At 69.8% G+C, this 25,227-nt stretch carries 26 protein-coding genes, 1 pseudogene and 1 riboswitch; of the genes and pseudogenes, 10 read left to right on the top strand and 17 right to left on the bottom strand.

All coding sequences use genetic code 11. From position 1 onward, the window contains the following. Position 1 precedes the first annotated feature (1 nt). Genes bioD through bioB form a run of 3 tightly spaced genes read right to left on the bottom strand, consistent with a single transcriptional unit; the run spans position 2 to position 3,222 of the window. On the bottom strand, positions 2–718 hold the full coding sequence (gene bioD / locus ACH45E_RS03445) for a dethiobiotin synthase (protein ID WP_361435607.1): 717 nt from the start codon (positions 716–718) through the stop codon (positions 2–4). Position 719: 1 nt separating this feature from the next. Further along, positions 720–2,009: an adenosylmethionine--8-amino-7-oxononanoate transaminase gene (locus tag ACH45E_RS03440; RefSeq protein WP_361435610.1), complete on the bottom strand. Its 1,290-nt coding sequence runs from the start codon at positions 2,007–2,009 to the stop codon at positions 720–722. Next, positions 2,002–3,222, bottom strand: coding sequence for a biotin synthase BioB (gene bioB, locus ACH45E_RS03435; RefSeq protein ID WP_361435613.1), 1,221 nt, complete (start codon positions 3,220–3,222; stop codon positions 2,002–2,004). Before bioB ends, ACH45E_RS03440 begins: the two co-directional genes overlap by 8 nt. A 148-nt stretch (positions 3,223–3,370) precedes the next feature. Here bioB and ACH45E_RS03430 point away from each other — a divergent pair, with 148 nt between their 5' ends. Continuing rightward, positions 3,371–4,498 (top strand): 8-amino-7-oxononanoate synthase, encoded by a 1,128-nt coding sequence (locus ACH45E_RS03430; RefSeq protein WP_361435616.1) that lies wholly within the window; start codon positions 3,371–3,373, stop codon positions 4,496–4,498. A 41-nt stretch (positions 4,499–4,539) separates the two neighbouring features. Here ACH45E_RS03430 and ACH45E_RS03425 read toward each other — a convergent pair whose 3' ends face one another. Together ACH45E_RS03425 and ACH45E_RS03420 are read right to left on the bottom strand one after the other, a co-directional pair. Next, positions 4,540–4,764 (bottom strand): DUF397 domain-containing protein, encoded by a 225-nt coding sequence (locus ACH45E_RS03425; protein ID WP_361435620.1) that lies wholly within the window; start codon positions 4,762–4,764, stop codon positions 4,540–4,542. A gap of 9 nt (positions 4,765–4,773) precedes the next feature. Next, the gene (locus tag ACH45E_RS03420; protein WP_361435623.1) at positions 4,774–5,652 is read right to left on the bottom strand and encodes a helix-turn-helix transcriptional regulator; all 879 of its coding nucleotides are present in this window, start codon (positions 5,650–5,652) and stop codon (positions 4,774–4,776) included. Positions 5,653–5,875: 223 nt separating this feature from the next. Here ACH45E_RS03420 and ACH45E_RS03415 point away from each other — a divergent pair, with 223 nt between their 5' ends. Continuing rightward, positions 5,876–6,334, top strand: coding sequence for an ATP-binding protein (locus tag ACH45E_RS03415; protein WP_361435626.1), 459 nt, complete (start codon positions 5,876–5,878; stop codon positions 6,332–6,334). A gap of 359 nt (positions 6,335–6,693) precedes the next feature. Here ACH45E_RS03415 and ACH45E_RS03410 read toward each other — a convergent pair whose 3' ends face one another. From ACH45E_RS03410 to ACH45E_RS03355, 12 genes are all read right to left on the bottom strand, one after another. Next, positions 6,694–7,167, bottom strand: coding sequence for a C40 family peptidase (locus ACH45E_RS03410; protein WP_361435629.1), 474 nt, complete (start codon positions 7,165–7,167; stop codon positions 6,694–6,696). Between the two features lie 3 nt (positions 7,168–7,170). Next, positions 7,171–7,382: riboswitch (cyclic di-AMP (ydaO/yuaA leader) on the bottom strand. A 304-nt stretch (positions 7,383–7,686) separates the two neighbouring features. Beyond that, positions 7,687–7,995 carry a hypothetical protein gene (locus tag ACH45E_RS03405; protein ID WP_361435632.1) on the bottom strand — a complete coding sequence of 103 codons (309 nt, stop codon included), beginning with the start codon at positions 7,993–7,995 and terminating at the stop codon, positions 7,687–7,689. A gap of 7 nt (positions 7,996–8,002) precedes the next feature. Continuing rightward, entirely contained in the window at positions 8,003–8,641 is a 639-nt protein-coding gene (locus ACH45E_RS03400; RefSeq protein WP_361435635.1) for an ATP-dependent Clp protease proteolytic subunit, read from the bottom strand. Between the two features lie 628 nt (positions 8,642–9,269). Then, positions 9,270–10,454: a 3-deoxy-7-phosphoheptulonate synthase gene (locus ACH45E_RS03395; protein ID WP_361435638.1), complete on the bottom strand. Its 1,185-nt coding sequence runs from the start codon at positions 10,452–10,454 to the stop codon at positions 9,270–9,272. A gap of 34 nt (positions 10,455–10,488) precedes the next feature. After that, positions 10,489–10,977, bottom strand: coding sequence for a PhzA/PhzB family protein (locus tag ACH45E_RS03390; protein ID WP_361435641.1), 489 nt, complete (start codon positions 10,975–10,977; stop codon positions 10,489–10,491). A 225-nt stretch (positions 10,978–11,202) separates the two neighbouring features. Continuing rightward, positions 11,203–13,059 (bottom strand): asparagine synthase (glutamine-hydrolyzing), encoded by a 1,857-nt coding sequence (gene asnB, locus ACH45E_RS03385; protein ID WP_361435644.1) that lies wholly within the window; start codon positions 13,057–13,059, stop codon positions 11,203–11,205. A gap of 743 nt (positions 13,060–13,802) precedes the next feature. Continuing rightward, the gene (phzG, locus tag ACH45E_RS03380; RefSeq protein WP_361435647.1) at positions 13,803–14,441 is read right to left on the bottom strand and encodes a phenazine biosynthesis FMN-dependent oxidase PhzG; all 639 of its coding nucleotides are present in this window, start codon (positions 14,439–14,441) and stop codon (positions 13,803–13,805) included. A gap of 21 nt (positions 14,442–14,462) precedes the next feature. Next, entirely contained in the window at positions 14,463–15,293 is an 831-nt protein-coding gene (locus ACH45E_RS03375; RefSeq protein ID WP_361435650.1) for a PhzF family phenazine biosynthesis isomerase, read from the bottom strand. Between the two features lie 28 nt (positions 15,294–15,321). Then, positions 15,322–15,651: a hypothetical protein gene (locus ACH45E_RS03370; protein WP_361435653.1), complete on the bottom strand. Its 330-nt coding sequence runs from the start codon at positions 15,649–15,651 to the stop codon at positions 15,322–15,324. Further along, positions 15,641–17,551 carry an anthranilate synthase family protein gene (locus tag ACH45E_RS03365; RefSeq protein ID WP_361435656.1) on the bottom strand — a complete coding sequence of 637 codons (1,911 nt, stop codon included), beginning with the start codon at positions 17,549–17,551 and terminating at the stop codon, positions 15,641–15,643. The genes ACH45E_RS03370 and ACH45E_RS03365 overlap by 11 nt, the downstream gene beginning before the upstream one ends. Beyond that, on the bottom strand, positions 17,548–18,174 hold the full coding sequence (locus tag ACH45E_RS03360) for an isochorismatase family protein (protein ID WP_361435659.1): 627 nt from the start codon (positions 18,172–18,174) through the stop codon (positions 17,548–17,550). The genes ACH45E_RS03365 and ACH45E_RS03360 overlap by 4 nt, the downstream gene beginning before the upstream one ends. Positions 18,175–18,424: 250 nt before the next feature. Then, positions 18,425–19,432, bottom strand: coding sequence for a methyltransferase (locus ACH45E_RS03355; protein WP_361435662.1), 1,008 nt, complete (start codon positions 19,430–19,432; stop codon positions 18,425–18,427). Positions 19,433–20,172: 740 nt separating this feature from the next. Here ACH45E_RS03355 and ACH45E_RS03350 point away from each other — a divergent pair. The 8 genes and pseudogenes from ACH45E_RS03350 (at position 20,173) to ACH45E_RS03315 (ending at position 25,175) form a co-directional block, all read left to right on the top strand. Next, the gene (locus tag ACH45E_RS03350) at positions 20,173–20,478 is read left to right on the top strand and encodes a transposase (RefSeq protein ID WP_361435665.1); all 306 of its coding nucleotides are present in this window, start codon (positions 20,173–20,175) and stop codon (positions 20,476–20,478) included. Between the two features lie 50 nt (positions 20,479–20,528). Then, positions 20,529–20,768: pseudogene (locus ACH45E_RS03345) on the top strand (IS3 family transposase); the annotation flags it as partial. Between the two features lie 97 nt (positions 20,769–20,865). Further along, complete coding sequence (locus ACH45E_RS03340) at positions 20,866–21,282, top strand: DDE-type integrase/transposase/recombinase (protein ID WP_361435668.1); 417 nt, start codon at positions 20,866–20,868, stop codon at positions 21,280–21,282. A gap of 295 nt (positions 21,283–21,577) precedes the next feature. After that, on the top strand, positions 21,578–21,856 hold the full coding sequence (locus tag ACH45E_RS03335; protein WP_361435671.1) for a type II toxin-antitoxin system Phd/YefM family antitoxin: 279 nt from the start codon (positions 21,578–21,580) through the stop codon (positions 21,854–21,856). 304 nt (positions 21,857–22,160) lie between these two features. Beyond that, on the top strand, positions 22,161–22,463 hold the full coding sequence (locus ACH45E_RS03330) for an urease subunit gamma (protein ID WP_361435674.1): 303 nt from the start codon (positions 22,161–22,163) through the stop codon (positions 22,461–22,463). A gap of 12 nt (positions 22,464–22,475) precedes the next feature. Then, entirely contained in the window at positions 22,476–22,787 is a 312-nt protein-coding gene (locus tag ACH45E_RS03325) for an urease subunit beta (protein ID WP_361435677.1), read from the top strand. Further along, positions 22,780–24,501, top strand: coding sequence for an urease subunit alpha (locus tag ACH45E_RS03320; RefSeq protein ID WP_361435680.1), 1,722 nt, complete (start codon positions 22,780–22,782; stop codon positions 24,499–24,501). Before ACH45E_RS03325 ends, ACH45E_RS03320 begins: the two co-directional genes overlap by 8 nt. Next, positions 24,501–25,175 carry an urease accessory UreF family protein gene (locus tag ACH45E_RS03315; protein WP_361435683.1) on the top strand — a complete coding sequence of 225 codons (675 nt, stop codon included), beginning with the start codon at positions 24,501–24,503 and terminating at the stop codon, positions 25,173–25,175. The genes ACH45E_RS03320 and ACH45E_RS03315 overlap by 1 nt, the downstream gene beginning before the upstream one ends. The last annotated feature ends 52 nt before the right edge of the window (positions 25,176–25,227 follow it).

Below are 25,227 nucleotides of genomic sequence, written 5' to 3'. Positions count from 1 at the left end.
CTCAGGGAGCGTGGCGTACGCGGAACGCCTCCGCGTCCCAGGTCCCGGCCAGCCGCGGAGCCAGCCAGCCCGGCGCCATCGCGCAGAACTCCTCGGGCGGCAGCGCCCCGGCCCCGGCGGGCAGCGCGCCCAGCAGCGGGACCCCGGCCACCTCCGGGAGATCGGCGAGGTTGCAACGGCAGGCCAGGTCAGGGGAGCCGGGCCAGCTGCCGATCACCACGCCCAGCAACTCGATCTCCCGGGAGCGCAGTTCGCGCGCCGTCAGCTCGGTGGTGTTCAGCGTGCCCAGCCCGGCCGAGGCGACGACCAGCACCGGCGCCTTCAGCAGCCGGGCCGCGTCCGCGAGCGTGCCGCCCGCCGCGTCGAACCGGACGAGCAGCCCGCCCGCCCCCTCGACCAGCACCAGATCGTGCTCCGTGGCCAGCTTGGCGGCGGCCTCGGCCACCTCGTGCGGATGCACCGGCGCCATGCCCGCCCGCCGCGCCGCCGTACCCGGGGCCAACGGCTCCGGATAGCGGGCCAGTTCGGCCGTCGTCACGGCTCCCGCGAGCCGCGCGACCTCGTCGGCGTCCCCGCGCTCCTCGGGCCGTACACCCGTCTGCGCGGCCTTCAGCACGGCGACCGACCGCCCCGCCGCCACCGCCGCGGCCGCCACGGCGGCGGTCGTGACCGTCTTGCCGACCTCCGTGCCCGTGCCCGTGATCACCAGTACCGGCATCTCATCCCTCCCGCGCCGCCGCGCACACGGCACGCGCGATCCGCGCCACGTCCGCGTCACCGGTGACGTACGGCGGCATCGTGTAGATCAGGTCGCGGAAGGGCCGCAGCCAGACGCCCTCGCGCACGGCGGCCCGGGTGGCCGCCGCCATGTCGACTTCGTGGTCCAGCTGTACGACCCCGATCGCGCCCAGGACCCGTACGTCCCGCACTCCCGGCAGCCGCGCGGCCGGAGCGAGCCCGTCACGCAGACCCGCCTCGACCCGCTTGACCTCCGAGAGCCAGTCCTGCCCGAGCAGCAGCCCGATGGAGGCGCAGGCGACGGCCGCCGCCAGCGGATTGCCCATGAACGTCGGCCCGTGGGCCAGCACCGGCACCTCGCCCCGCGAGATGCCGTCGGCCACGCGCGCGGTGCACAACGTCGCCGCCATCGTCAGGTAGCCGCCGGTCAGGGCCTTGCCCACGCACATCACGTCCGGGGTCACGGCCGCGTGGTCCGCCGCGAACAGTGCGCCGGTGCGCCCGAAGCCGGTCGCGATCTCGTCGAACACCAGCAGCACGTCATGCGCGTCGCACGCCTCGCGCAGCGTGCGCAGATACGCCGGGGAGTGGAACCGCATCCCGCCCGCGCCCTGCACCACCGGCTCCACGATCACGGCGGCCAGCTCACCGGCGTGCCGCTCGATCAGATCGTGCAGCCGGCCGGCGTAGGCGTCCTCGTACTCCACCGGCGGCGCGTCCGCGAACACCTGGCGCGGGAGGACCCCGCTCCACAGCTCGTGCATCCCGCCCTCGGGATCGCACACGGACATCGGCTGCCAGGTGTCGCCGTGGTAGCCGCCCCGCCAGGTCAGCAGCCGCCGCTTCTCCGGACGGCCGAGCGAACGCCAGTACTGCAGGCACATCTTGACCGCGACCTCGACCGACACCGAACCGGAGTCGGCCAGGAAGACATGCTCGAGCCCCTCCGGCGACATGTCGACAAGGAGCTTCGCGAGGCGTACGGCGGGCTCGTGGGTGAGCCCGCCGAACATCACATGGCTCATCCGCCGCAACTGCGAGCGCGCCGCCTCGTTCAGGACCGGGTGGTTGTAGCCGTGGATCGCCGACCACCACGACGACATGCCGTCGACGAGTTCACCCGAGCCGTCGGCGAGCCGGAGCCGGACCCCGCTCGCCGACTCCACGACGAGCGGATCGACACGCCCCGGCATCGGACCGTACGGATGCCACACGTGCCGCCGGTCCAGCTCCAGCAGCTCCGGCACGCTCGGGCCGGACAGGTCAGGCATTGGGCGCGAGGTCCGTTCCGGCACCCCGGCGGCGGACGGCGACGAGGTCGGTGCGGGGCTCGCCCGCCACCGCGGCGGCCGCGGCGGTACCGCAGACGCCGCCGCCCTCATGGGAGCCGCACCCCGCGTCCGCGTGCGACCCGCAGCCGGCCTCGGCGTGCGACCCGCACCCCGCCTCCGCGTGCGCACCGCAGCCGCCCCCGGCCGCCGCGCGGTGCTCCGGCAGCGTCACCTCGCCGGCGCCCTCCACCTCGAACCCGGCGTCCGCGATCATCTCCAGGTCGGCCTTGCCCGCCTGGCCCTCACTGGTCAGGTAGTCGCCGAGGAAGATGGAGTTGGCCAGGTTCAGGGCCAGCGGCTGCATGGTGCGCAGGTGCACCTCACGGCCGCCCGCGATGCGCACCTCGACGTCAGGGCAGACGAACCGGACCATCGCCAGGATGCGCAGGCAGCGCTGCGGGGTGAGGTGCCACTCCTTGGCGAGCGGCGTGCCCTCCATCGGGATCAGGAAGTTCACCGGCACGGAGTCCGGGTCCAGCTCGCGCAGCGAGAAGACGACGTCGACCAGGTCCTCGTCGCTCTCGCCCATGCCCGCGATGAGACCCGAACAGGCGGACAGCCCGGCGGCGTGCGCCTTCTGCACCGTGTCCACCCGGTCGGCGTACGTGTGCGTGGTCGTGATGTCCGCGTACGTCCCCTCGGAGGTGTTGAGGTTGTGGTTGTACGCGTCCGCGCCGGCCTCGCGCAGCCGCTCGGCCTGGCCGTCGGAGAGCAGACCGAGGCAGGCGCACACCTCGACCTCCTCGTTCTGCTCCTTGATCGTCCTGATCGTCTCGGAGACCCGGTCCACGTCCCGGTCCGTCGGACCGCGCCCGCTGGCCACCAGGCAGACCCGCTTGGCACCCCCGGCCAGGCCCGCGGCGGCGGCCTGGGAGGCCTGGTCGGGCTTGAGCCAGGTGTACTTCAGGATCTCGGCCTTGGAGCCGAGCCGCTGGGAGCAGTAGGAGCAGTCCTCGGGGCACAAGCCGGACTTGAGGTTCACCAGGTAGTTAAGTTTCACGCGCCGGCCGAACCAGTGCCGGCGCACCTTGCCGGCCGCGGCCACCACATCGAGTACGTCTTCGTCGGAGGTGGCCAGTACGGCGAGCGCTTCCTCGCGGGTCGGCAGCTCGCGCCGAAGCCCCTTGTCCACCAGCGTGTTCAGCAGGTCCATGAGGTCCGATCCTGTCCTACGTGACTGCTCCGGGCCAAGGAGAGTTTGCACAACGGAGACGGCTTGGCCGTGTGGGTATTGCCACACCCTGGGCGGCTGGGCGTCCGGTTAGTGTCTGTCCACTGCCTACAAAATCCCCGGAGGAGCCATGGCGTTCGGCTGGATCGACGACCAGGCGGAGCAGCGCCGCCGCGCCGGACTGGTACGGACCCTCCGGCCCCGGGTCGCCGGCTCACCGCTCCTCGACCTCGCGAGCAACGACTACCTGGGCCTGGCCCGCCATCCCGAGGTGACCGAGGGGGCCGCGAGTGCCGCCCGGACCTGGGGTGGCGGCTCCACCGGCTCCCGGCTGGTGACCGGCACCACGGAACTGCACACCGAGCTCGAGCGCGAGCTGGCCGGGTTCTGCGGCTTCGAGGCGGCCCTGGTGTTCTCCTCCGGCTACGCCGCCAACCTCGCGGCCGTCACCACGCTCGGGCCGCACGGCTCCCTGATCGTCTCCGACGCGGGCAACCACGCGTCCCTCATCGACGGCTGCCGGCTGGCCCGCGGCACGACCCAGGTCGTCGGGCACGCCGACCCGGAGGCGGTCCGCAAGGCCCTGGACACGCACGAGGGGGCCGCGGTCGCCGTCTCCGACACGGTGTTCTCCGTCGACGGGGACGCGGCGCCGCTGGCCGCGCTCGCCGAGGCGTGCCGGGCGCACGGCGCCGGGCTGGTCCTCGACGACGCCCATGGCCTGGGCGTCCTGGGCGACGGCGGCCGGGGAGCCCCGTACGCGGCCGGGCTCGCCGGGGCCGAGGACGTGGTCGTCACGGTCACCCTGTCCAAATCGCTGGGCAGTCAGGGCGGTGCCGTCCTCGGACCGGCCCGGGTGATCGACCACCTGGTCAACGCGGCACGAACGTTCATCTTCGACACGGGTCTCGCTCCCGCCGCGGCGGGAGCGGCCCTGGCGGCCCTCAGGCTGCTGCGCCGTGAGCCGGAACGGGCCAAGAGGGCGCGTGAGGTGGCCGCGGAACTGCACGCGCGCCTGACGGCCGCGGGCCTTGAGGCGGTGCGCCCGGACGCCGCGGTCGTCTCCGTGCGTGCCCCGTCCCCGGAGGGGGCCCTGCGCTGGGCGGCCGACTGCCGGGCGGCAGGCCTGGCCGTGGGCTGCTTCCGTCCTCCTTCCGTGCCCGACGGCATCTCACGGCTCAGGCTGACCGCCCGAGCGGACCTCTCCGGGGCCGAGATCGAACGCGCTGTACGAGTGATCGGCGAGACGCGACCATGAGTCGGCGTGACACGGCCGTGCGCCGCCTGGACGGAAACTGATCAGCGGAGCGCGGCGAGGAACCCCGCCCAGCTCCCGGGGGAGAAGAGCAGCGCGGGGCCGGCCGGGTCCTTGGAGTCGCGTACGGCGAGCAGTCCGGTCCAGGGACCGGAGTGCGGCCTCGCCGTCTCCACACAGTTGTTCGCTCCGGTGCTGTAGCTGCTGCGCAGCCACCCCACGTCGTGCAGGTCGGTGCTGGAAGGTACGTTCCGAGGCAGTGCAGACATGGTGCCTCCTTACGCGCCGTCAATTGTCCCGGCGATGTAATCCAACGAGTCCTCGGGTGAAAGGGCTTGGACCTGAAGGGAGTTGAAGGCCTCTGAGTAGGCCCGGAGGTCTTCTTTCCGCTCGAGGTAGAGGCTACTCGTCAAGTGGTCGAGAACAACCACGTCCAGATCAGAAGTGCGCGGAAATGAGAAGATAACGAAAGGGCCGGTGATACCGATATGCGCCCCGGCGGAGAAGGGCAACACCTGGAGGCGCACCTGCGGCAGACGCGCCGCCTCGGCGAGCCGCTCAAGCTGCCGCGCCATCACATCCGGTCCGCCGACCTCCCGCCGCAGCACCCCCTCGTCCAGGACGGCGCTGAGCTCCAGCGGCGGATCCGACCGCAGCACGTCCTGCCTGGCCAGCCGCACCTCCACCAGCGCGTCCAGCCGCTCCTCGGTGTCGTCGGTGTCGTCGGGGCTCCCGCTCACGGCCGCCCGGGTGACGGCACGGGCGTACTCCGGCGTCTGCAGCAGCCCAGGGACCACCGATGTCTCCAGGGTGCGCATCCCGCTCGCCTGCGACTCCAGGCTGATGAAGTCACGGTAGGTGGGTGGCAGCACCCCCCGGTAGGCGTGCCACCAGTGGTGCCGGCCGCCGCCTTCGTCCGATCCCGCCAGCACCATCAGCAACTCACGCAGTTGGCGGTCCGTCACCCCGTAGGCGTCCAGGAGTAACCGCACATCGGCCGATTTCACCCCGCTGGCGCCCGTCTCGATCCGGCTCACCTTCGACTGGTGCCAGCCCACCAGACGGGCGGCCTCACCGCTGGTGAGGCCCGCGCCGGTGCGCAGCGTGCGCAGTTCGTCGCCCAGTTTCCGGCGGCGCACCGCGGGACCGTTCTGCATGGGCCACTCCTTACTCGCCATTACTCCTTACGTGCCGCTCGAATACGGTCTGCCGTCGCAGAGTTCACCGCTTCGAGCGACAGATATATGCATATCCTGGTGGATCCCACCCGCTGACCGGCGTGCTGATGGCAGTCTGGCGATGAAGCACCAGTCCGGGACCGTACTCGAACCATCCGCTCCGTGTCGGACTCCGGTCCCGTGGGAAAGGGGCGACGTCGCCATGGCAGACCATCTGGAAGCATCCGTCACTCTGCCGAGCGATCCCGCCTCGGTCGCCGCGGCCCGCACCTATGTCGTGGGCACCCTCGCGGAGTGGGGCCTGCCGTCGGACACCGACACGGCCGACACCGTCCGGCTCATCGTCTCCGAACTCGCCACCAACGCCGTGCAGCACACCTTCGGGCAGTCACCCACCTTCACGGTGGACCTCGCGCTCGACCGTGACGAGCACCTGCGCATCGGTGTCACCGACAGCCATCCCCGTCTCCCGAGGAGACTCCCCGCGGCCGTGCAGCAGGACAACGGCCGCGGCCTGGTCATCATCCGCTGGCTGACTGTCGAGTGCGGCGGCCGGCTCAGGGTGCGGCGCACCCGCGAGGGGGGCAAGACCGTCCTCATCGAGCTGCCGTGGTCGGTACCGGCCCGGCCGGTCACGACAACGGGGCAGCAGGAGCCTTAGGGCCTGTCTGACAATTCCCGTCGTCCGCCCGAAGGGCGGGCCCCGCGGCGGCGATGGGGGTCCCCCCGCGCGAGCGCGTTCGAGCGTGGGGGAGCGTGCGATCGCAAGGCGCCGGAGCGCCCTCGTGGCGGAGCCACGTGGGTGGTTCGGCAACGCGGCATGGGGGTCCCCCCGCGCGAGCGAAGCCGAGCGTGGGGGAGTGCGTGCCAGACGCCGCGGGGCAGGCGGGAATTGTCAGACAGGCCCTAGGGGCGGTGCGGGGCTGTCCGGTCCCGCACCGCCCCTGAGAGGGCGCCTCACGGCCGAGCACGGCTCCGGGGTGGCCCTGTACCCGGAGCCGCGCGAGGCGTGACGGCCGGTCAGCTGACGCGGCCGTACCAGACGCTCCGCGTCCAGATCTTCTGCAGCTTCACCACGTCGCCCGTCTTGGGGGCGTGCCAGATCTTCCCCTTTCCGGCGTAGATGCCGACGTGGTAGACGTTCGACCCCGAATGGAAGAAGACCAGGTCTCCGGCCTTGCGGTTGCCGGCCGAGATGTGGTGGGTCTTGTTGTACTGCTGGGCGGCCGTCCGCGGCAGGGTCTTGCCCGCCTTCTTGAACGAGTACAGCGTGAGCCCCGAGCAGTCGAACCTGCGCGGCCCGGTGGCGCCCCACTTGTACGGGGAGCCCTTCTTGGACGCCGCGATCTGGAGTGCCTTCGTCGCCGGAGTCGCGGCGGCGGCGTCGGGGGCGACACCGGGTACCGCTATCGAGCCGCCGACGGCGGCGATGGCGAAGGCCGAGGCCGTACCGGCCCGGACCATGAGCGACGGGACACGATTGAGCGCAGTCATGCGCAACCCTTCGTCAGCCGCCTGTGAAGGATGACCTGTCGGATTCGGGCTGGCGAAGTTGCCCGGCCGCGTTGCCGCGGCTTCACCCCAAGGGCTGCTCGGAAGCGAACGGATGTCCGCTCCGGCGACCCGTCTTGCTCGGGTCCTCCACTCCTGCCGATCCACTCCTGTCGACCGGTCATCCGGGCGGCGGCAGGACTCGGCGTCCGCTCGGATCGCCCCGCCGTTGTGGCGGGGGCTTGTCGTCAGACAGGGATCTTCGCCCACAACTGTCTGAAAATCCCAACGGAACCAGGGATTTGTGGTGTTACTCACCACTCGCCCGTTCGGGTGGACAGGTGTGTGCTCGAGCCGCTGACGGGACAGCCGCGCACCCTCCGACCAGGGCAGAAGCCTCTCCCGGCGGTCATCGCCCGGGCGGTTCGCGCAACTTCGGAGACCCTGGAAAAGGATGCGCTGCTACTCCGAACGTGGGTACGTCTTTTGGGCCGTTTCGACTCAGACCCGAGCCCGCAAGCGTCAACCGGCGCCGTCCGGGGGCACGGTGACGCGCGCGGTACGGCGCTCGCCGTCCAGCACCCTGAGCGCCCGGGCCAGGGTGGCCGCGTGCAGCTCCGTCTCGCCCCGCTGGTGCATCAGCGTCAGCGCGTCGCACAGTTCCACCGCCTTGCGCACCAGCGCCTGGGCGGCCCGCAGTCCACGGTAGGTGTCACCGTGCTGCGCCGGGTTGATACGCCCCAGCAGGTCGACCACGTCCAGGTAACGGTCGATCAACTCGCCCTCGGCGCGGGTCAGGGCCGGCAGCGGCGGCAGTTCCGGTGGCAGCATCGGCGGCTCACCCCGCGTCCGGAGCGGCGGTGTGCGACGCCCTGCGGCTGGGGATGATTCCGTCCACCAGCCCGTACTCCAACGCGCCCCGGGCGTCCAGCATCAGGTCCCGCTCGAGGTCGGCGTGGACCTGGTCCGGGGTGCGGCCGGTGTGGTGAACGAGCATCCCCTCCAGCAGGCCGCGCATCCGGGTCAGCTCCTCCGCCTGGATGAACAGATCGCTCGGCTGACCCTGCGTCGGCTCGGGCAGCGCCGGCTGCCGGAGCACCAGCCGCGCGCCCGGCAGCGCGAACCGCTTGCCCGGCGTACCGGCCGCGAGCAGCACCGCGGCGGACGACACCGCCTGCCCCAGGCAGATCGTCTGCACGTCGCAGCTGATGTACCGCAGGGTGTCGTAGATCGCCGTCATCGCGCTGAACGTGCCGCCGGGGGAGTTGATGTACAGCGAGATGTCCCGGTCGGGGGCGTCGTGCTCCAGATGCATGAACTGCGCCATGACGTCGTTGGCCGAGGCGTCGTCGACCGGTGTCCCGAGGAAGACGATCCGCCCCTCCAGCAGCTTCGAGTACGGATCGAGCGTGCGGTGACCGGTGCTCGTGCGCTCGGTGAACTCGGGCAGGACGTGGCGGGCGAACGGTCGGGTCATGGCATACCCCTCCTCACGGCAGAGCCGTCTCCGATGGATCGGCATCTGTAAAAAATGTACAGGATGTACGTAACGTTATGATGGGGGTACGCTCTAATGATCCACATATCACAGCAGGTCAGACCGTGTTTACGCTGATCGTGAAGCAGGTTTCTCTCACGACCATCAGGTATGTTCAGGCAGCCGCGTCGTCCTCGAAGCCGAGCAGAACCATGAGGTGATCCGAGGCGGCGCGCAGGTCCTCGGGGCTCGGATGGACATGGACGCGCTTCGTGAACGACGCGCTCGCGTTGTCGTATGTCGAGGTGGGCGATGGCGTCCGGGTCGGTGATCGGCGGTGGCAGGGGGTGCAGCGGGCGGGCGTCTGCGATGCCTTGGTGGGGCCGGTGGGAGTTGTAGGGCTGTTCGAACTCGCGCAGGGCGTGGAGCAGGTGGCGCTGGTTCCAGACCAGGGCCACTCCAGTCGGGTTCGGCGCTCGAGGACACGACAGCCGGGGGAGGTCTCCTTCGGCGGGTAACGAGTAGGGGGACATAGAGGGCATGCCAGTGATGGCTCCTACTCCTGGCTTGATGCGCGTGTGCTTCGTGCACAGGGGAGCAGGGAGAAAGAGGCAGAGAAGCCGTCGGTTCAGGCGGTGCCGACGGTCCAGGACGAGACCACGGCGAGGGCCTGCGACGGGTTGAGGCGGGGATCACAGAAGGATGTGTAGCGGTCCCCGACGGAGTCGAGATCGGCCTCGGTGAAGGCGCACTCGGTGACGTCGTCCGGCGTCGTCTCCAGGTGCAGTCCGCCGGCGACGCCGCCGCCGGCGCGCACGGCCTGGACGAAGCGGGACACCTCAAGCGAGACGGTCTCCACGAGCCGTGTCTTGTAACCGCCGGGCGCAGTGACGGTGTTGCCGTGCACGGGGTCGCTGAGCCAGATGACGGGGTGACCCGCGCCGCGTACGGCTTCCACGAGGCGGGGCAGCCGGTCGCTGACAGCGTCGGCTCCCATCCGTGCGATGAGGGTGAGCCGCCCGGGGTCGCGCCACGGGTCGAGCTTCTCGCACAGGGCGAGCAGTTCGTCGGGCTCCATGGTGGGGCCGACCTTGCACGCCACGGGGTTGCTCACCTCGGCGAGCAGGGCAACGTGGGCGCCGTCGACCTGGCGGGTGCGCTCGCCGATCCACGGCCAGTGGGTCGAGCCCAAGAACATCCGGCCCTTGTCGTCCATGCGCAGCATGGGTATCTCGTAGTCCAGCAGCAGTGCCTCATGGCTGGTCCACACCAGCGCCTCCACGACCTCGCGCCCTGCGGCGCGGTCGCGCCAGCCCAGGTGCTCGACGATGTCACAGGCGGCCATGTAGCCGGTGAGGATGCGCAGTGGATCGGGCCGGCGCCTTTCGGGGTCGGGCTCCGGGCCGTTGACCATGTGTCCCCGGAAAACAGGGAGTTCGGCGCCGTCGATCACTTCGGTGGGCTTGGAACGGGGCTTGGCGAACTGCCCCGCGATACGTCCTGCCCGCAGGACGGGTTTACCGGTGATCAGGCCGAGCGCCCCGGCGAGCAGGTCGAGCAGCGCGATCTTCCGTGCGACATGGTGGCGTGTGCATTCCCGCGGGTCCTCGGCGCAGTCACCGGACTGCAGCACCATGGCTTCGCCGAGCGCCGCCCTGCCCAGCAGAGTCCGCAGCGTGGCCAGGTCGTCGGCCTGTATGAGAGTGGGGCGCGTGGCAAGTGACTCGCCCACCCGGCCAGCCTGTGAAAGGTCGCTCCATTCGGGTTGCTGCGATGCCCCGCGTATACGAATCTCCCGCTTTACGTCTTCCAAGACGTACTCCGATCCAGCGGTGTTGTTGTACCTGTCAGGCCGGTATTCCGGTGCGCTTGATTTCCGGAACCGGAATGCCTAGAGCCCGCAACTGCTGGAACGGGTTCATGAACTCCCGCTCCCGCTTGATCTTGCCGTTCTCCAGCTCGAACGAGTGCAGGAAGTGATTCTCGTAGTACCCCTCCGGGTAGTCGCCGAAGAGAATTTTTCCGCGACCGTCGCACTCCACCCAGAAATGGTTGGGGTTCTGGGTCTCGAAGATCTGGATGTTGTACCACTCCCAGTCCGGGAAGCACTTCAGCGACCAGACGGCGTGTTCGGCCAGCCGGTCCCTGCCATGGGTGGCGACGGGTTCACCGGTGTCAGTGGTCCACAGACCACCGATGCCGTCCTCGGTGAACAGCTCGTGCCGACGCAGCCGGTCCTGACCCTTGGTATTCATGTAGCGCTCGACGGTGGCGCGGTTGATTCGACGCAGCTCGACCTCGTCGCTGAATCCCTGAGAATTAACGGATTCCGACACAACGCTCTCCTTACATGTGATTTACGTCAAGAGCTCGCTGCGATCTGGTCGAATCCTTATCGCAGCCCGGGAAATAGGTTGACTGGGAGGCTTTTCAGCGCGTTCCCTGATCGGATATTGACACGGTGAATGCTGCCGACTGCCCGCCGTTGCCTGCGACCGTGTCCGTTCGCAGGCAACGGCGGTGCTGTCTCGGAGCCGTCCGCAATCGACCGGAACTCGGTGTCAGAGGCGGAGTTCGGGGCGGTAGATGTCCAGCCAGGTGCTCAGGTCGAGCACGCGCTCCATGCCGTTGCGGACGTGGATCGGCATGGAGGCCGAGTCCTGCTGCGTGATGTCCTCCAGCCAGCTGCGGTCGACCAGGTCGAAGACCGGGTCGTTGGTCGTGAGCAGTTCCTTGGACTGCTGCAGCAGCGCGCTGTTGTAGTGCGGGTCCAGGGTGGCGGGGTAGGAGCTCTTCACCCGGTTCAGTACCGATTTGGGCAGCAGGTCGGCCGTCGCGGCGCGGAGCAGGCTCTTCTCCCGGCCGTCGAAGGTCTTCAACGACCACGGGGTGTTGTAGACGTACTCCACGAGGCGGTGGTCGCAGAAGGGGACCCGGACCTCCAGCCCGACAGCCATGCTGATCCGGTCCTTGCGCTCCAGGAGCATCCGGACGAAGCGCGTCAGGTGCAGGTAGCACATCACCCGCATCCGCATCTCGTGGTCGCTCTCGCCCTCGGCCCTCTCGACCTCGCCGACCGCGTCGGAGTAGCGGTCGCGGATGTAGGTGGGCAGGTCGAGGACGGCGGTGATGTCGGCGTTGAACCGGTCCGACGACTGGGCCTGCGGGCCGGTGACGAAGACGTCCATCCAGGGGAAGGTTTGCGCGGCTTGGACCTCCGGCTGGTGGAACCACCGGTACCCGCCGAAGACTTCGTCGGCGGACTCGCCGGACAGGGCGACCGTGGACTGCTGTCGGACGGCCTGGAACAGCTGGTAGAGCGAGGCATCCACGTTACCGAAGCTGAACGGACTGTCCCGCGCGGTAATGACGGCGCGGCGCACGTCCGGGTCGGCGATCGCGGCGTGGTCGAGCGCGATGGACTCGTGCTGCGAGCCGACGTGCGCAGCCACCTCGAGTGCGTACGGGGCGTCCATCGTGCCACGCAGTTCGTCGCCGACGAAGTGGTCCTTCCGCCCGACGAAGTCCACCGCGAAGCTGCGCACCTTCTCGCCGGGCTCGCCGTGCTCCCCGGACCGGCCCAGCTTGGCGGCGGCCAGCGCGGTGATCGCGCTGGAGTCCAGACCACCGGAGAGCAGAGTGCAGCGCGGGACGTCGGAGACCAGCTGGCGGCTGACGATGTCCTCGAGCAGTCCGCGCACGGTGGCGACGGTGGTCTTCTGGTCGTCGGTGTGCGGACGGGTGGGCAGCGTCCAGTAGCGGTGCTCTCGCAGGCCGGAGCGGTCGACGGTGACCAGGCCGCCCGGGAGCACCTCGTGCATTCCGCACCACACCGCGCTGCCCGGCGTCTGGGTGAGGCCGGCCAGCTCCCGTAGGCCGGCGAGGTCGACCGCGCGGTCCGCCAGCGGGTTGGCGAGGATCGTCTTCGGCTCGGAGCCGAACATCACCCCGTCGTCGGTGCTGGAGTAGTAGAGCGGCTTGACTCCCATCCGGTCGCGGATCATCACGAGCTTCTCGACCCGGGAGTCCCAGACGGCGAAGGCGAACATGCCGTTGAGCCGTTCGGCGACCGCTCCGCCCCACTCCAGGTAGCCGTGAAGCACGACCTCGGTGTCGCTGCGGGTCTCGAACCGGTGACCCCGGCGGATCAGCTCGCTCCTGAGCTCGGTGTAGTTGTAGACTTCACCGCTGTAGGTGAGCGCCACCGGGCCGTCATCGGTGGGCACCACCATGGGCTGGATGCCGCCTTCGAGGTCGATGATCGCCAGCCTCCGATGACCGAGCGCCGCGTGCCGGTCGAGCCAGGCACCTCCGGCGTCCGGGCCCCGGCAGGCCATGGTCTCCGTCATCGCGTCCAGCTGCGTGCGCTGCTGAGTCAGATCCCGGTCGAACGAGATCCAGCCCGTAATTCCACACATCGGCTTGCCTTCCTTCCCCTCGAGTACATGATCCAGAGCACGATCAGGGTTGGAGCTGGTCCGCGCGCCAGCCGGAACCATCACGCTCGTAACGAAGTCTCTGGTGCGACCGGTCTTCCGGTCGGCCTGCCAGACCTCGACCGACCGACACGGCTCCAACAGACAGCCCAGCAGTGATCCTGGCGAGGCAGCGCCGAGCTGCTCCGGCCCAGTTCCCGGGCCTGCTTCCACAACGCGTCCTCGTCCGGCAGCGGCCCGCTCTGGTGCGATGCCACCGACATCGGGTTCGTGCCGACGGGCCGGGCGGCCCCAGGGCGTCGGACTCCTTGTCGGGCAGCGGCCGGGTCGGGCCGCTCACCCTCACCTGGCGGTCGGCTCACGCCCGTAGAAGACGCCCGAGGCCCAGCCCGTGGAGGCCGGCGCCGGCGCCCGGCTCGCGCCCGGCTTTCGCGACAGAGAGTCCGGCGCAGCCCGTACCTTCGTGGCGTTGTCCCTCACGGGCTACTCCTCTTGTATGGGGAACGGTGGTATGCCGAGGGCGGTCGGCTGATGCCGGGTGGACTGGCAGGACCTGGCCGCAGGCCTGCGCGAGTGGGCGGGTGGGTGGGGCCGCGCCGTACGCCGGGCCGGGAGGTTCACTCCGGCGACGCGCCACCAGTGGCGGCTTTGGCGTCCCGCCCGGGGGCTGTCGCGCCTGGCGGATTCCGGGGCCGTCGGCGGCCCGGGCCTTGTCGTCGAACTCCCTAAGGTTGCAGCCTGCTTGTGCGCCAGCCGTCGCCGTGACGGTCGTAGCGCAGCCTGCGGTGCGCCCTGTCCGGGTCCGCGCTCCAGAACTCGACGGCTGCCGGGCACAGCCGGTATCCGACGAACCGAGCCGGGCGGGGCAGCGCGGTACCCGTGGCCGACAGCCGCTCGGCCTCGACGCGCAGGGCCGCGGCGTCCTCGAGCAGCTCGCTCTGCCGGGACGCCGCCGACATGGCGTGCAGGGGGATCGGGCGGCCGAACCACAAAGCGTTCGACTCGGCGTCGGACATCTGCGCCACGGGGCCGGAGAGGATCAGCTGCTGGCCCGTCTCCCGCCAGTAGAGCACGCCGGACGCCCAGCCCGTGGCGGACAGCTCGCGGCCCTTCCGGCTGGTGCTGTGGCTGGTGAACACCAGGCCCTGCTCGGTCGTTTCGAGGACGGCGACGATCCGGTTGGAGGAGCGGCCCTCGGCGTCCGCAGTGGCCAGCGCCAGCGCGAGCGGTTCCCGGACACCGCGCGCGACGGCCTGCTCGATCCATTGCTTCACGAGCGCCATCGGTTCCGGTGGTGGTGCCTCGTATTCGGGGAAGTCGAGACCGATCTCACCGGTGAGACTCTCCAGCCTGCTGGTACCCATCACAACCTCGCTCTCGCGCATTCACACGTAGATGACGCCGCGGGCGACGACAACGCCGTGGCCGCCCACCCGGACGTCGTCGACGTGGTCCCCCGACCCGTGGGCGGTGGCGAACATGTAGGAAGGGCGACCCATGTCGGCCCCCTGGAGGATTTCGATCTCCTGCCCGTACTCAGCGAGTCCGTGCCGGGCGAGGTGGATGGCGAGCGGTCCGGCCGCGGAGCCCGTGGCCGCGTCCTCGACCACGCCGTAGGCCGGCGAGAACATCCGCGTACGCCAGTGCGTGCCGCTGCCGGCGAAGCAGTTGGCGGCCATGTCGGGGAACTGGGCCAGGGCGCGGTGGTCGGGGTCGAGAGCGGACAGAGTGGCCACGCTCGGCAGTCCCACGAAGACGTGGCGGGGCCCGTTGCGGTAGATCTCCACCGGTACGGTCGACCGCTCGACCCCCAGCGCCTGAATGAGCTCCTTGACGCGCTCGTACAGCTTCCACGTCGGCACCGGCTGCCGCATCCGGACGGCTACTCCCCCGTCGTCGCAGAACTCGAACGGGATGATACCCATGGCTGTCTCCAGTCGCAGGGTGTCCGTCTTCTTGACCTCGCCGAGAGCCACGGCCGTTCCGAGCAACGGATGACCGGCGAACGGCAGCTCGTTGACCGGTGTGAAAATCCGGATCCGGGCGTCTGCGCCCTGCTGGGCGGAGAGCACGAAGGTGACCTCCGACAGGTTCATTTCCTTGGCTATGCGCTGCATCCGGTCGCTGGTGAGGTCGTCGGCGTCGAAGAAGACGGCCACGGGGTTGCCTTCGAGCGGAGTGCGGGAGAAGGCGTCCACGACCACGTACTCGTGCATGAGGGTCTCCGTAATGTGTGAGTTGGCCCTAGGCCGTGAACACCGAGCCGGCCCCGTGGAGGGCGGCCACCGCGTACGCGCCCTCCACGACGGCTTCGGCGGTGAAGACCGAGCGGTGGGTCGGCGGATAGCCGATCAGTTCGGACGCCCGGTTCGGCGGGAGGACTTGGGGCCGGTCGTCCTCCCACACCATCACCGCGCCCCACCGGTTGCGGTCCCGGTCCGCCATCCAGAACTTCAGACGCAACCCGCGGACGCCAGCCCATTGCTCGACCGCGTCCTGACGTATGTGCTCCCGGAGCGAGTCGATGGTCGCGGAGGACTGGTCCAGGTCCCACCACACGATGTCAAGCCTCATGACCCAGCGCCCTCCGGATCGAGTCGGCCACGATGCGGGGCCCGTCGACGGTGAGCACCGACTCGGCGTGGAACTGCATCGAGGTGAAACGGGGGCCGCGCAGGGCGTGCACCTCACCGGTCAGTGGGTCGCGGCTCATCTCCACCGGTCCGACGCCGTCGACGTGGCGCCGGTCCTCGGTACTGCGGGCCGCGAACGTGTTGTAGAACCCCACCTGTTCCCGCACACCGAACAGGTCGATCTCCCGTTGCACGCCCTGGTTGGGTGCGTCACGACGTACGAGGTCCAGTCCCAGCCTCCTGCTGAGCACCTGGTGGCTCAGGCAGACGGCGACGAATGGCCGGCGTCCGGCCAGGAGTTCGTCGACCACCGACCGCAGGCAGAGGATCTTCGGATCGTCGTCCGCACGAGGATCGCCGGGGCCCGGGCCCATGACCACCAGGTCGTACCCGTCGAGCGTGGCGTCGTCGAAGCGCTGGGTCGCCACTTGCAGCCCCAGCGATTCCAGCTGCAGGCCCAGCAGCGCGGTGAAGGAGTCCTCCGCGTCGATCACCAGCGTCTTCAGCCCCGCCGGCCGTACCGACTCGGCCACCACCGCCCGGTGTGAGGCGTGGTCCTTCAGCCAGAAGCCCGCGATGTCCGCGTTGCGGCGCCGCAACGCGGACACCACCACCGGGTGTTGTCCGAAACGGGAGGCGCCGCCGGACTGCAGAGCGGAAACGAGCCCGGAGACCTTGGCATGGGTCTCGGCCACCTCCGAGAACGGATCGGAGTGGCGCACGACGGTGGCGCCGACCCCGATCCGGACCCGGCCGCCCGCATCGATGTCGGCGGTGCGGATGAGGATGGCGGAGTCGAGGGTGCGTTCGCCGTCCGTGTCCGTACCGATCAGGGCGGCGATCCCGCTGTAGTAGCCCCGCCCCTGTGGCTCGTACCGGCTGATCACACGCGCGGCGCTCTCCAGCGGGCTGCCGGTGACCGTGGGGGCGAACATCGACTCGCGGAGGATGTCGCGTACGTCGCGGTCGGTTCTGCCGTCGATGAAGTACTCGGTGTGGGCCAGCCGCCCCATCTCTTTCAGGTGGGGCCCGGTCACCCGGCCCCCGCGCTCGCAGATCCGCGCCATCATCTTGAGTTCCTCGTCGAGCACCATGTAGAGCTCCTCGGTCTCCTTGCGGTCGGCGAGGAACTCCGTGACGCCCTGCAGGGTGGGCCCGGCGGGCGGGTAGCGGTAGGTGCCGCTGATGGGGTTCATCACGGCCGTTCCGCCGCTCAGCGAGACGTGGCGCTCCGGGGTGGCGCCCACGAAGGTGCGCTCCCCGGTGTGGATGACGAAGGTCCAGTGCGTGCCCGGCTCCCGGGCCAGCAGGGCGCAGAAGGCGGACAGGGCATGGCGCGGCGAGTAGTCGCTGATGCAGGCCAGGAAGGACCGCCTGATGACGAAGTTGGCGCCCTTTCCGGTGCCTATCTCGTCCGTGACGATCCGGCGTACGGTCTCGGCATACTCGTCGTCCGACGTGTCGAAGTGCTGGTCGACCAGCCGGAGCGGTGTCTGTGGGATGCGGGCCAGGAGTTCGGGCACCGTGGCCGTCTGCTGCGCGGTGACGGTCATGGCGAGCAGCGGTTCCCCGTCGTCGGGGGCGGCGAACCCGCGCTCGGTGAGCTGCCGGTAGGGCACCAGCACCAGGACTTCCTGCCGTGGAACGGGCAAGTTCGCACCGCTGTCGTGGAGCGGGATGTCGGCCAACGACGGGAGCTGGGCCATGTCCCCCACCAGGACGTCGACGGTGGCCGGCGCGGCATGCGCTCCGGGCCGGTGGAGCAGGGCGAACGCGGTCGGCTCCAGGGAGAGAACGCGGTCGAGCGGGGTGCGGTTGGGGTTCTCGGTCGGCGCGCTCATGCCCGGAACACCTCGTCGGTCAGGACGACCGACCCGCAGCGCCGCGCGGTGTAGTCCAGGGCCAGTCGGTGGTCGGCCTCGCAGAAGTCACCGGTGGCGTCGGCGACCAGGAACGGCTGGATGTCGTTGGTGAACGCCTCCAGTGCGGTGGCCAGCACACCGACGTGCGCGTAGACACCGCAGAGCACGAGCTGGTCGCGGCCGGCTGCCCGCATGCGCTCCAGCAGCTCCGAGCGGAAGAAGGCGCTGTAGCGCCATTTGGTCAGGCGCCAGTCGCCGGCGGCGGGCGCAAGCTCGGGCACGACCGCCCGGTCTTCCGGATCCGTGCGCATACCCGGTCCCCAGAAGTGCTTGAGCAGGCCGCGCTCCTGCTCGGTCATCCCGCCGGACTGCGCCGTGTAGACCACCGGCACCCCCTCGGCCGCACAGCGCTCGCGCAGGGTGGCGACATTGTCGATGATCTCGGCGCGCAGCGGGTCGGGGAAGTTCCTGAGGAAGTAGCGCTGCATGTCGTGGATGAGAAGGACCGCCCGTCGGGGGTCAGCAGTCCACTGGGTGACGTTCTCGGGAACGCTCGCGGTTGTGGGCAGGGGGTACGAACGGATGGAAGGTATGCCCTTCATGGTCGGCTTCTTCCGAGAGAGGGAGGATCACCTGGCGTGGTGGGGAGGGACTCCGGGACGTGGGGAGGGGATACGTCGGGGACGCCCCGTGTCGCCGGACCGTCGCCGGAGCGGGCACGTCCTGCTCGGGTGCGTGGGCGGGCTGGTTCGCCAGGAATGGGGGACCAACATTGGGGAGAAGTCGGCGGTGGACAGGCATGCCGGCGCGGGCACGACGTGCGTGGCCGTGTTGTCGGACCGCGCCGGGGAGTCAGGCGCGCGGTGCGGCGATGAGCGCGGTGGTCTCCATCGGAAGCCCGGCGATCCGTTCGACGTCCAGGCCCGCCCGGTCCAGCAGGGACCGGAACCGATCGGCGGAACGGTGCCCGCCACCGGTCGTCATGAGCAGGTGCAGGTCCCACAGCGCGGGCAGCACGGCGGAGCCGTTGTCCACCACCATGCGGTCCATGACCAGCAGCCGGGAGGAGGGGCTGGTCATACTGCGGCGGCAGTGCTCGAACGCCGCGACGGCGTCGTCGTCGGACCAGCCGGCCAGCACCCGGCAGAAGATGTAGACGTCACCGCCGTCCGGTACTGACGTGAACATGTCTCCACCGAAGAGCTCGACCCGGTCCAGGCCGACCGTTCCCGCCAGGTACTCGCGGGCGATCGGGACGACGTGTTCGCGGTCGATCAGTTTTCCGCGGGCGTCCGGGGCCGCTTCAAGGATCACCGAGAGCAGGTGCCCGTTGCCGCCACCGCAGTCCACCACCGTCTTGCCGGAGAAGTCGAAGATCTCCGGTACGTGGTCGAAGAAGAGGTTGCCCGCCTTCATGGTCCGCTGGAACCGATCGGCCAGGTCCGGGTGGCTGTCGAGGTGGCGATAGAGCGGCTCACCGTAGGCCAGCTCGAACCCGGCTGTCGATGTGCGGAAGCACTCCGCGGCACGGCCCCAGGCGGTGTAGAACTCCTCGCCGTACAGCAGGCACATGTCACGCATCGCCCCGGGCCGATCGAGCAGTGCGGTGCTCACCGGGGTGTTGCGGTAACCCGTCTCCGGGCTCCACTCGAACACCCCCATCGCCACCAGCAGCCGCATCAGGCGGTGAATGCCCTGCTCCTCCACCCCCGCCGCCTCGGCGAGTTCGCCGTCGCGAGACAGGCCGGCTTCGATGTGATCGGGCAGCCTGAACTTCGCTGCCGCGTATACGGCCTGTGCGCGCCACCCACCGGTGACGAGTTCGACCACTTCCTGCACGGCCTTCAGATCGTGTTTCATTTGTGAACTCTCCAGGCTTTTGAAACCCTGTGACTGGCCCTATTCATCGCCTTGCGTGAATTTCACCGCTCACTGCCTTGTGAGGAATTCACTGGCTTGGAGCACGCCTCCAAATTATGTGAGTACCGCACCCGCGCGACAACCCCAGAAGATTTCGCAAGAAAGCAGGGGTTGCGAAGGGGGCCCGGCTCCCCGGCGGTGACTTCGTTATTGCGGATCAGTCCGAGGTCACGGCCGATCGCTCGCAGCCCAACTCCCTTGCCGAGGAGGGCATGGACAGCCGCGTGCTGTTCCCGGGTTCGGTCGGACAGGCGGCCTGCTGTCCGCGGCCCCGGAGCAGAGCGCAGTGTTGGACGACGGTCTTCTCGACGGTCTCGGCAAGGTGGGACCAGATGTGCCGCGATCCGCGACATGAACCGTCTCAGGGTCACCGATCCGTCCGGCCTCTAACCTCGCGCTTTCGCGAGTGGGGCTGTCCAGGTCTTGGTCAAATAAGCGGAGAGTGCTCCTGACCTGCAACGATGGGACTTGTCTAAGGGGTGTCCCGTAACTGATCTTCGGCAGCACGAGAGTGGCTGGCCGGGATCGCATCCCCAGGTTCCCTTTGGGGAGGCGCTGACCTCGGTTCACCCCTGCGACCGCACGACGCAGCAACGGGTAGCAGGCGCCTCTGGAGTGACCCCCGAAAATTCCGACACCTGGACGCTGGATGCTTCGTCATCCAGGGGAAGTGATCCAAGGTGGCAAAGCGGAAGAACTGTCCCGAAGAGTTCAAGCGGGACGCGGTGGATCTGGTGCGCTCCTCGACAGACCGCTCCCTCACCGACATCGCCCACAGTCCGGGCGTTCATCTGGAGACCCTGCGAAAGTGGGTCCGCGACGACAAGGCCCGCACCCAGTCGACGGACGGCGGGGGTGATGCCGGTATGACCCCCGACGAGAATGAGGAACTCAAGCGTCTGCGGCGGGAGAACGCCCGGCTGAAGGAGGACAACGAGATCCTCCGGAAAGCTGCCGCCTATTTCGCGCGGGAGACGACACGGTGATCCGCTTCCGTTTCGTTGACGAGTACCGGAGCACCCACAAGGTGAAGCGGATGTGCGATGTTCTCGGCTGGGACCGCTCCGGCTACTACGCCTGGCACCAGAACAGAGAAGCGCGGCAGGAGAAGGCCGATGCGGAAGAGGACCTGGCCGGCAGCATCCGGGCGATCCACACAGATTCCCGGGGAGCCTACGGCGCCCGCCGGATCACTCAGAAGCTACGTGGTCAGGGGCACGTCGTGAACCGCAAACGCGTCGCGCGGATCATGCGGGAGCGTGAGATCGTCGGGATAACGCGCCGGAAGTCGCGGTCGCTGACGAAGCAGGACCGCACGGCGCCGCCTGCGCCGGATCTCGTCCAACGGGACTTCACGGCGCCGATGCCGGGTCATGGGCTGGTCGATGGCCGACCACATGCGCGCGGAACTCGTCGCAGACGCAATCCGGATGGCCCATGCGGGCGGACACACGGCAGGCAACGCGATCTTCCACTCCGATCGCGGATCGCAATACACCTCTCGCCGATTTCAGAAGGTCTTGGCCGAGTTGGATATCCGGCGAAGCGTCGGTCGTACCGGTTCGTGCTTCGATAACGCCGCCGCGGAGAGTTTCTTCGCCGTCCTGAAAACGGAGATCGGCACCACGGTCTGGGAGTCCCGGGCGCAGGCTCGACAGGACGTGTTCCGCTGGATCGCGGAACATTACAACCGGGAGCGGATCCACTCGACCATCGGCTACATCACGCCGTACCAGGCCGCCGAGTGGTCGGCCATTCGCGCGGAGGCCGGATTGGAGTGGTTTGCGTAACTCGGTCACGAGGTGGACGTGGACGCTCGCGAGGTTGACATGGATGACCAGCGGAGGTGGCGGTGCCGCGAGTGTGGCAGTGAGCTCATCCTCACCGGCAAGGGTAAGACGCAGTCGTCGACGGCAAGACGCGATGCTTGGCCAAGGCGGAGGAGTAGGGCTGACAGACGGCTGCCGCCTCTCACACATATCTCACGGACTTTATGAGAGGCGGCAGCCGAGAGGCGGCTGACCTGGTCTTTCCTTGCGCCCAGTGGAACTGATGGACTCCACGGATGCCCCGTAAGCTAGGGGTATGGCCTACGAGATTCCGGTGACGCAAGCCAGGGCTGAACTCGCCGACCTGATCAACCGCGTGGTGTACGGCGGCGAACGCGTCGTCGTGACCCGGCACGGCAAGCCCTTGGTCGCCCTCGTCTCCGCCGCCGACCTGGAGCGACTGGACGCCCTCGACCAGCCGGAGGAGGAGCAGGTGATCAGCTCCCTCTCCCGCGTCCACGAGGCCACGTCCGCCCCCGGCGAACGCCGGCGCTTCGGCATCGCGGCGGAACACCGGGGGCACGAGCGCTCCTAGCGGGGCGCGGTCGGCGCGCCGTGACCGATCGTCCCGACCGGCCCCGGCGGCGTCTCGGGGGCCCGAGGAGGCGCCGGAGAGGGGGTTGAGCGCCCCCATCGTGTCCGCGGCCCCGGCCGCGACGGCTCCGCCCGCCGGAGGAACCGGGTGACGACTGGGGTCGCGGCCCTGACTGATCACGACTCGGTTAACGTCACCGAAACCCGCTCGCACTAGCCTGCCCATCCACGCCAGCAGGGACTTCGGCCCGTGGCCGCGGCAACCGGACCCCGCACGGTCCGGAGCGAGGACGGTGAGGTGGGACGTGCAACTGACCCCGCACGAGCAGGAGAGGCTGCTGATCCACGTCGCGGCGGACGTGGCCGAGAAGCGGCGGGCCCGTGGACTCAGGCTCAACCACCCCGAGGCGGTGGCCCTCATCACCTCGCACCTCCTCGAAGGTGCGCGTGACGGCCGTACCGTCGCCGAACTCATGTCCTCCGGGCGCAAGCTGCTCACCCGGGACGACGTCATGGAAGGCGTCCCCGAGATGATCCACGACGTCCAGGTCGAGGCCACCTTCCCGGACGGCACCAAGCTCGTCACCGTCCACGACCCGATCGTCTGACAGGGGCCGTCGATGATTCCCGGAGAGATCCTGTTCGCCGACGGCCCGGTCGTATTCAACGAGGGCCGCGAGGTCACCCGGATCACCGTCCTCAACGCCGCCGACCGGCCGGTCCAGGTCGGCTCCCACTACCACTTCGCCGAGGCCAACCCGGGACTGGAGTTCGACCGTGCCGCGGCGCGGGGCAAGCGCCTGAACGTCGCCGCCGGCACCGCCGTGCGCTTCGAGCCCGGTATCCCCGTCGACGTCGAACTCGTCCCGCTCGGCGGCGCCCGGATCGTGCCCGGCCTGCGCGGGGAGACCGGAGGTGCCCTGGATGCCTGAGATCTCCCGCGCCGCCTACGCGGACCTGTTCGGCCCGACCACCGGTGACCGGATCCGGCTCGCCGACACCGACCTGCTGATCGAGATCGAGGAGGACCGCTCAGGCGGCCCGGGACTCGCCGGTGACGAGGCGGTCTTCGGCGGCGGCAAGGTCATCCGCGAGTCCATGGGCCAGTCGCGCGCCACCCGCGCGGAAGGCACCCCCGACACCGTCGTCACCGGTGCCGTCATCGTCGACCACTGGGGGATCGTCAAGGCCGACGTCGGCATCCGCGACGGCCGGATCACCGGGATCGGCAAAGCCGGCAACCCCGACACGATGGACGGCGTCCACCCGGACCTGGTGCTCGGCCCTGAGACGGAGGTCATCGCGGGCAACGGGCGCATCCTCACCGCCGGCGCCATCGACGCGCACGTCCACTTCATCTGCCCGCAGATCGCCGACGAGGCCCTCTCCGCCGGCATCACCACGCTGGTCGGCGGCGGCACCGGCCCGGCCGAGGGCTCCAAGGCCACCACCGTCACCCCCGGCCCCTGGCACCTGGCCCGGATGCTGGAGGCGATGGAGGCCTACCCGCTCAACATCGGCTTCCTCGGCAAGGGCAACACCGTCTCGCACGAGGCGATGCTGTCGCAGATCCGCGGCGGCGCGCTGGGCCTGAAGCTGCACGAGGACTGGGGCTCCACCCCGGCCGTCATCGATGCCTCGCTGACCGTCGCCGACCGCACCGGCATCCAGGTCGCCATCCACACCGACACCCTCAACGAGGCCGGCTTCGTCGGCGACACCCTCGCCGCGATCGCCGGACGCGGCATCCACGCTTACCACACCGAGGGCGCCGGCGGCGGGCACGCCCCCGACATCATGACCGTGGTCTCCGAGCCCCACGTGCTGCCCAGCTCCACCAACCCGACGCGGCCGTTCACCGTCAACACCGCCGAGGAACACCTCGACATGCTGATGGTGTGCCACCACCTCAACCCCGCCGTCCCCGAGGACCTGGCCTTCGCCGAGTCCCGGATCCGGCCGTCGACGATCGGCGCCGAGGACATACTGCACGACCTGGGCGCGATCTCGATCATCTCCTCCGACTCCCAGGCCATGGGGCGGGTGGGTGAGGTCGTCCTGCGGACCTGGCAGACCGCCCATGTGATGAAGCGCCGGCGGGGCGCGCTGCCCGGCGACGGGCGGGCCGACAACCGGCGGGTGCGGCGGTACGTCGCCAAGTACACGATCAACCCGGCGCTCGCCCAGGGGCTGGCTCGGGAGATCGGCTCCGTGGAGACCGGGAAGCTCGCCGACCTGGTGCTGTGGGAACCCGCCTTCTTCGGGGTCAAGCCGCAACTCGTCCTCAAGGGCGGCCAGATCGTGTACGCGCAGATGGGCGACGCGAACGCGTCCATCCCGACGCCGCAGCCGGTGCTCCCGCGGCCGATGTACGGGGCGATCGGGCGGGCGCCCGCCGCCAACTCGTTCAACTTCGTGGCCCCGCTCGCCGTCGAGGACGGGCTGCCGGAGCGGCTGCACCTGGGGAAGCGCTTCGTCGCCATCGAGTCGACGCGGGGGGTGACGAAGGCGGACATGAAGGAGAACGACGCGCGGCCTCGTGTCGAGGTCGACCCCGACAGCTTCGCCGTGCGCATCGACGGGGAGCTGGTCGAGGCGACGCCGGCCGCCGAACTGCCCATGGCCCAGCGTTACTTCCTCTTCTGATGTCCAGGGCAGCGCTTCTCGTCCTGGCCGACGGCCGGTTTCCCGCCGGGGGGCACGCGCACTCCGGCGGGGCCGAGGCGGCCGTCAAGGCCGGGCGGATCGACGGGGCCGCGAGCCTGGAGGAGTTCTGCCGGGGGCGGCTGCACACCGCGGGGCTGGTGGCGGGTGCGCTTGCCGCTGCCGCGGCACTCGGGGTGGATCCCGTCGCGCTGGATGCGGCGGCGGACGCGCGGACTCCGTCGCCCGCCTTGCGGGGGGCCGCGCGGCGGCTGGGGCGGCAGATGATGCGGGCCGCGCGGGTGGCCTGGCCGGCCGGGGAGCTGGATGCGCTGGCGCGGGAGTTTCCCAAGGGGGTCCATCAGCCGGTGGTGGTGGGGGTGGTGGCGCGGGTGGCTGGGCTGGGGGGCTTGGATGCGGCGTACTGCGCGGCGTACGAGAGTGTGAGCGGGCCGGCTTCGGCGGCGGTGCGGTTGCTGAGTCTGGATCCGTTCGATGCGACGGGGGTGCTGGCTCGGCTGGCGCCGGAGGTGGACCGTGTCGCGGACCGGGCGGTGGAGGCGGCTCGGCGGGTGGTCGGGGAGGGGGTGGATGTGTTGCCTGCGGGGTCGGCGCCGTTGTTGGAGGTGGGGGCGGAGTGGCATGCGGGGTGGCCCGTGCGGCTGTTCGCTTCGTAGGGGGGCGCCCCCGCCGCCCCTACCCTTCCCGTCCTCCAGGGGCTCCGCCCCT

This window comes from Streptomyces sp. NPDC020299 (assembly GCF_044387825.1).
Lineage (GTDB): Bacteria > Actinomycetota > Actinomycetes > Streptomycetales > Streptomycetaceae > Streptomyces.
This window is presented reverse-complemented; position numbering and strand designations above follow the sequence as displayed.

Bases quoted from the DNA above. Each gene is read 5' to 3' on its own strand.
- bioD (WP_361435607.1), bottom strand. From the start codon at position 718: ATGCCGGTACTGGTGATCACGGGCACGGGCACGGAGGTCGGCAAGACG.
- ACH45E_RS03440 (WP_361435610.1), bottom strand. From the start codon at position 2,009: ATGCCTGACCTGTCCGGCCCGAGCGTGCCGGAGCTGCTGGAGCTGGAC.
- bioB (WP_361435613.1), bottom strand. From the start codon at position 3,222: ATGGACCTGCTGAACACGCTGGTGGACAAGGGGCTTCGGCGCGAGCTG.
- ACH45E_RS03430 (WP_361435616.1), top strand. From the start codon at position 3,371: ATGGCGTTCGGCTGGATCGACGACCAGGCGGAGCAGCGCCGCCGCGCC.
- ACH45E_RS03425 (WP_361435620.1), bottom strand. From the start codon at position 4,764: ATGTCTGCACTGCCTCGGAACGTACCTTCCAGCACCGACCTGCACGAC.
- ACH45E_RS03420 (WP_361435623.1), bottom strand. From the start codon at position 5,652: ATGCAGAACGGTCCCGCGGTGCGCCGCCGGAAACTGGGCGACGAACTG.
- ACH45E_RS03415 (WP_361435626.1), top strand. From the start codon at position 5,876: ATGGCAGACCATCTGGAAGCATCCGTCACTCTGCCGAGCGATCCCGCC.
- ACH45E_RS03410 (WP_361435629.1), bottom strand. From the start codon at position 7,167: ATGACTGCGCTCAATCGTGTCCCGTCGCTCATGGTCCGGGCCGGTACG.
- ACH45E_RS03405 (WP_361435632.1), bottom strand. From the start codon at position 7,995: ATGCTGCCACCGGAACTGCCGCCGCTGCCGGCCCTGACCCGCGCCGAG.
- ACH45E_RS03400 (WP_361435635.1), bottom strand. From the start codon at position 8,641: ATGACCCGACCGTTCGCCCGCCACGTCCTGCCCGAGTTCACCGAGCGC.
- asnB (WP_361435644.1), bottom strand. From the start codon at position 13,059: ATGTGTGGAATTACGGGCTGGATCTCGTTCGACCGGGATCTGACTCAG.
- phzG (WP_361435647.1), bottom strand. From the start codon at position 14,441: ATGGGTACCAGCAGGCTGGAGAGTCTCACCGGTGAGATCGGTCTCGAC.
- ACH45E_RS03375 (WP_361435650.1), bottom strand. From the start codon at position 15,293: ATGCACGAGTACGTGGTCGTGGACGCCTTCTCCCGCACTCCGCTCGAA.
- ACH45E_RS03370 (WP_361435653.1), bottom strand. From the start codon at position 15,651: ATGAGGCTTGACATCGTGTGGTGGGACCTGGACCAGTCCTCCGCGACC.
- ACH45E_RS03365 (WP_361435656.1), bottom strand. From the start codon at position 17,551: ATGAGCGCGCCGACCGAGAACCCCAACCGCACCCCGCTCGACCGCGTT.
- ACH45E_RS03360 (WP_361435659.1), bottom strand. From the start codon at position 18,174: ATGAAGGGCATACCTTCCATCCGTTCGTACCCCCTGCCCACAACCGCG.
- ACH45E_RS03355 (WP_361435662.1), bottom strand. From the start codon at position 19,432: ATGAAACACGATCTGAAGGCCGTGCAGGAAGTGGTCGAACTCGTCACC.
- ACH45E_RS03340 (WP_361435668.1), top strand. From the start codon at position 20,866: ATGGGCTGGTCGATGGCCGACCACATGCGCGCGGAACTCGTCGCAGAC.
- ACH45E_RS03335 (WP_361435671.1), top strand. From the start codon at position 21,578: ATGGCCTACGAGATTCCGGTGACGCAAGCCAGGGCTGAACTCGCCGAC.
- ACH45E_RS03325 (WP_361435677.1), top strand. From the start codon at position 22,476: ATGATTCCCGGAGAGATCCTGTTCGCCGACGGCCCGGTCGTATTCAAC.
- ACH45E_RS03320 (WP_361435680.1), top strand. From the start codon at position 22,780: ATGCCTGAGATCTCCCGCGCCGCCTACGCGGACCTGTTCGGCCCGACC.
- ACH45E_RS03315 (WP_361435683.1), top strand. From the start codon at position 24,501: ATGTCCAGGGCAGCGCTTCTCGTCCTGGCCGACGGCCGGTTTCCCGCC.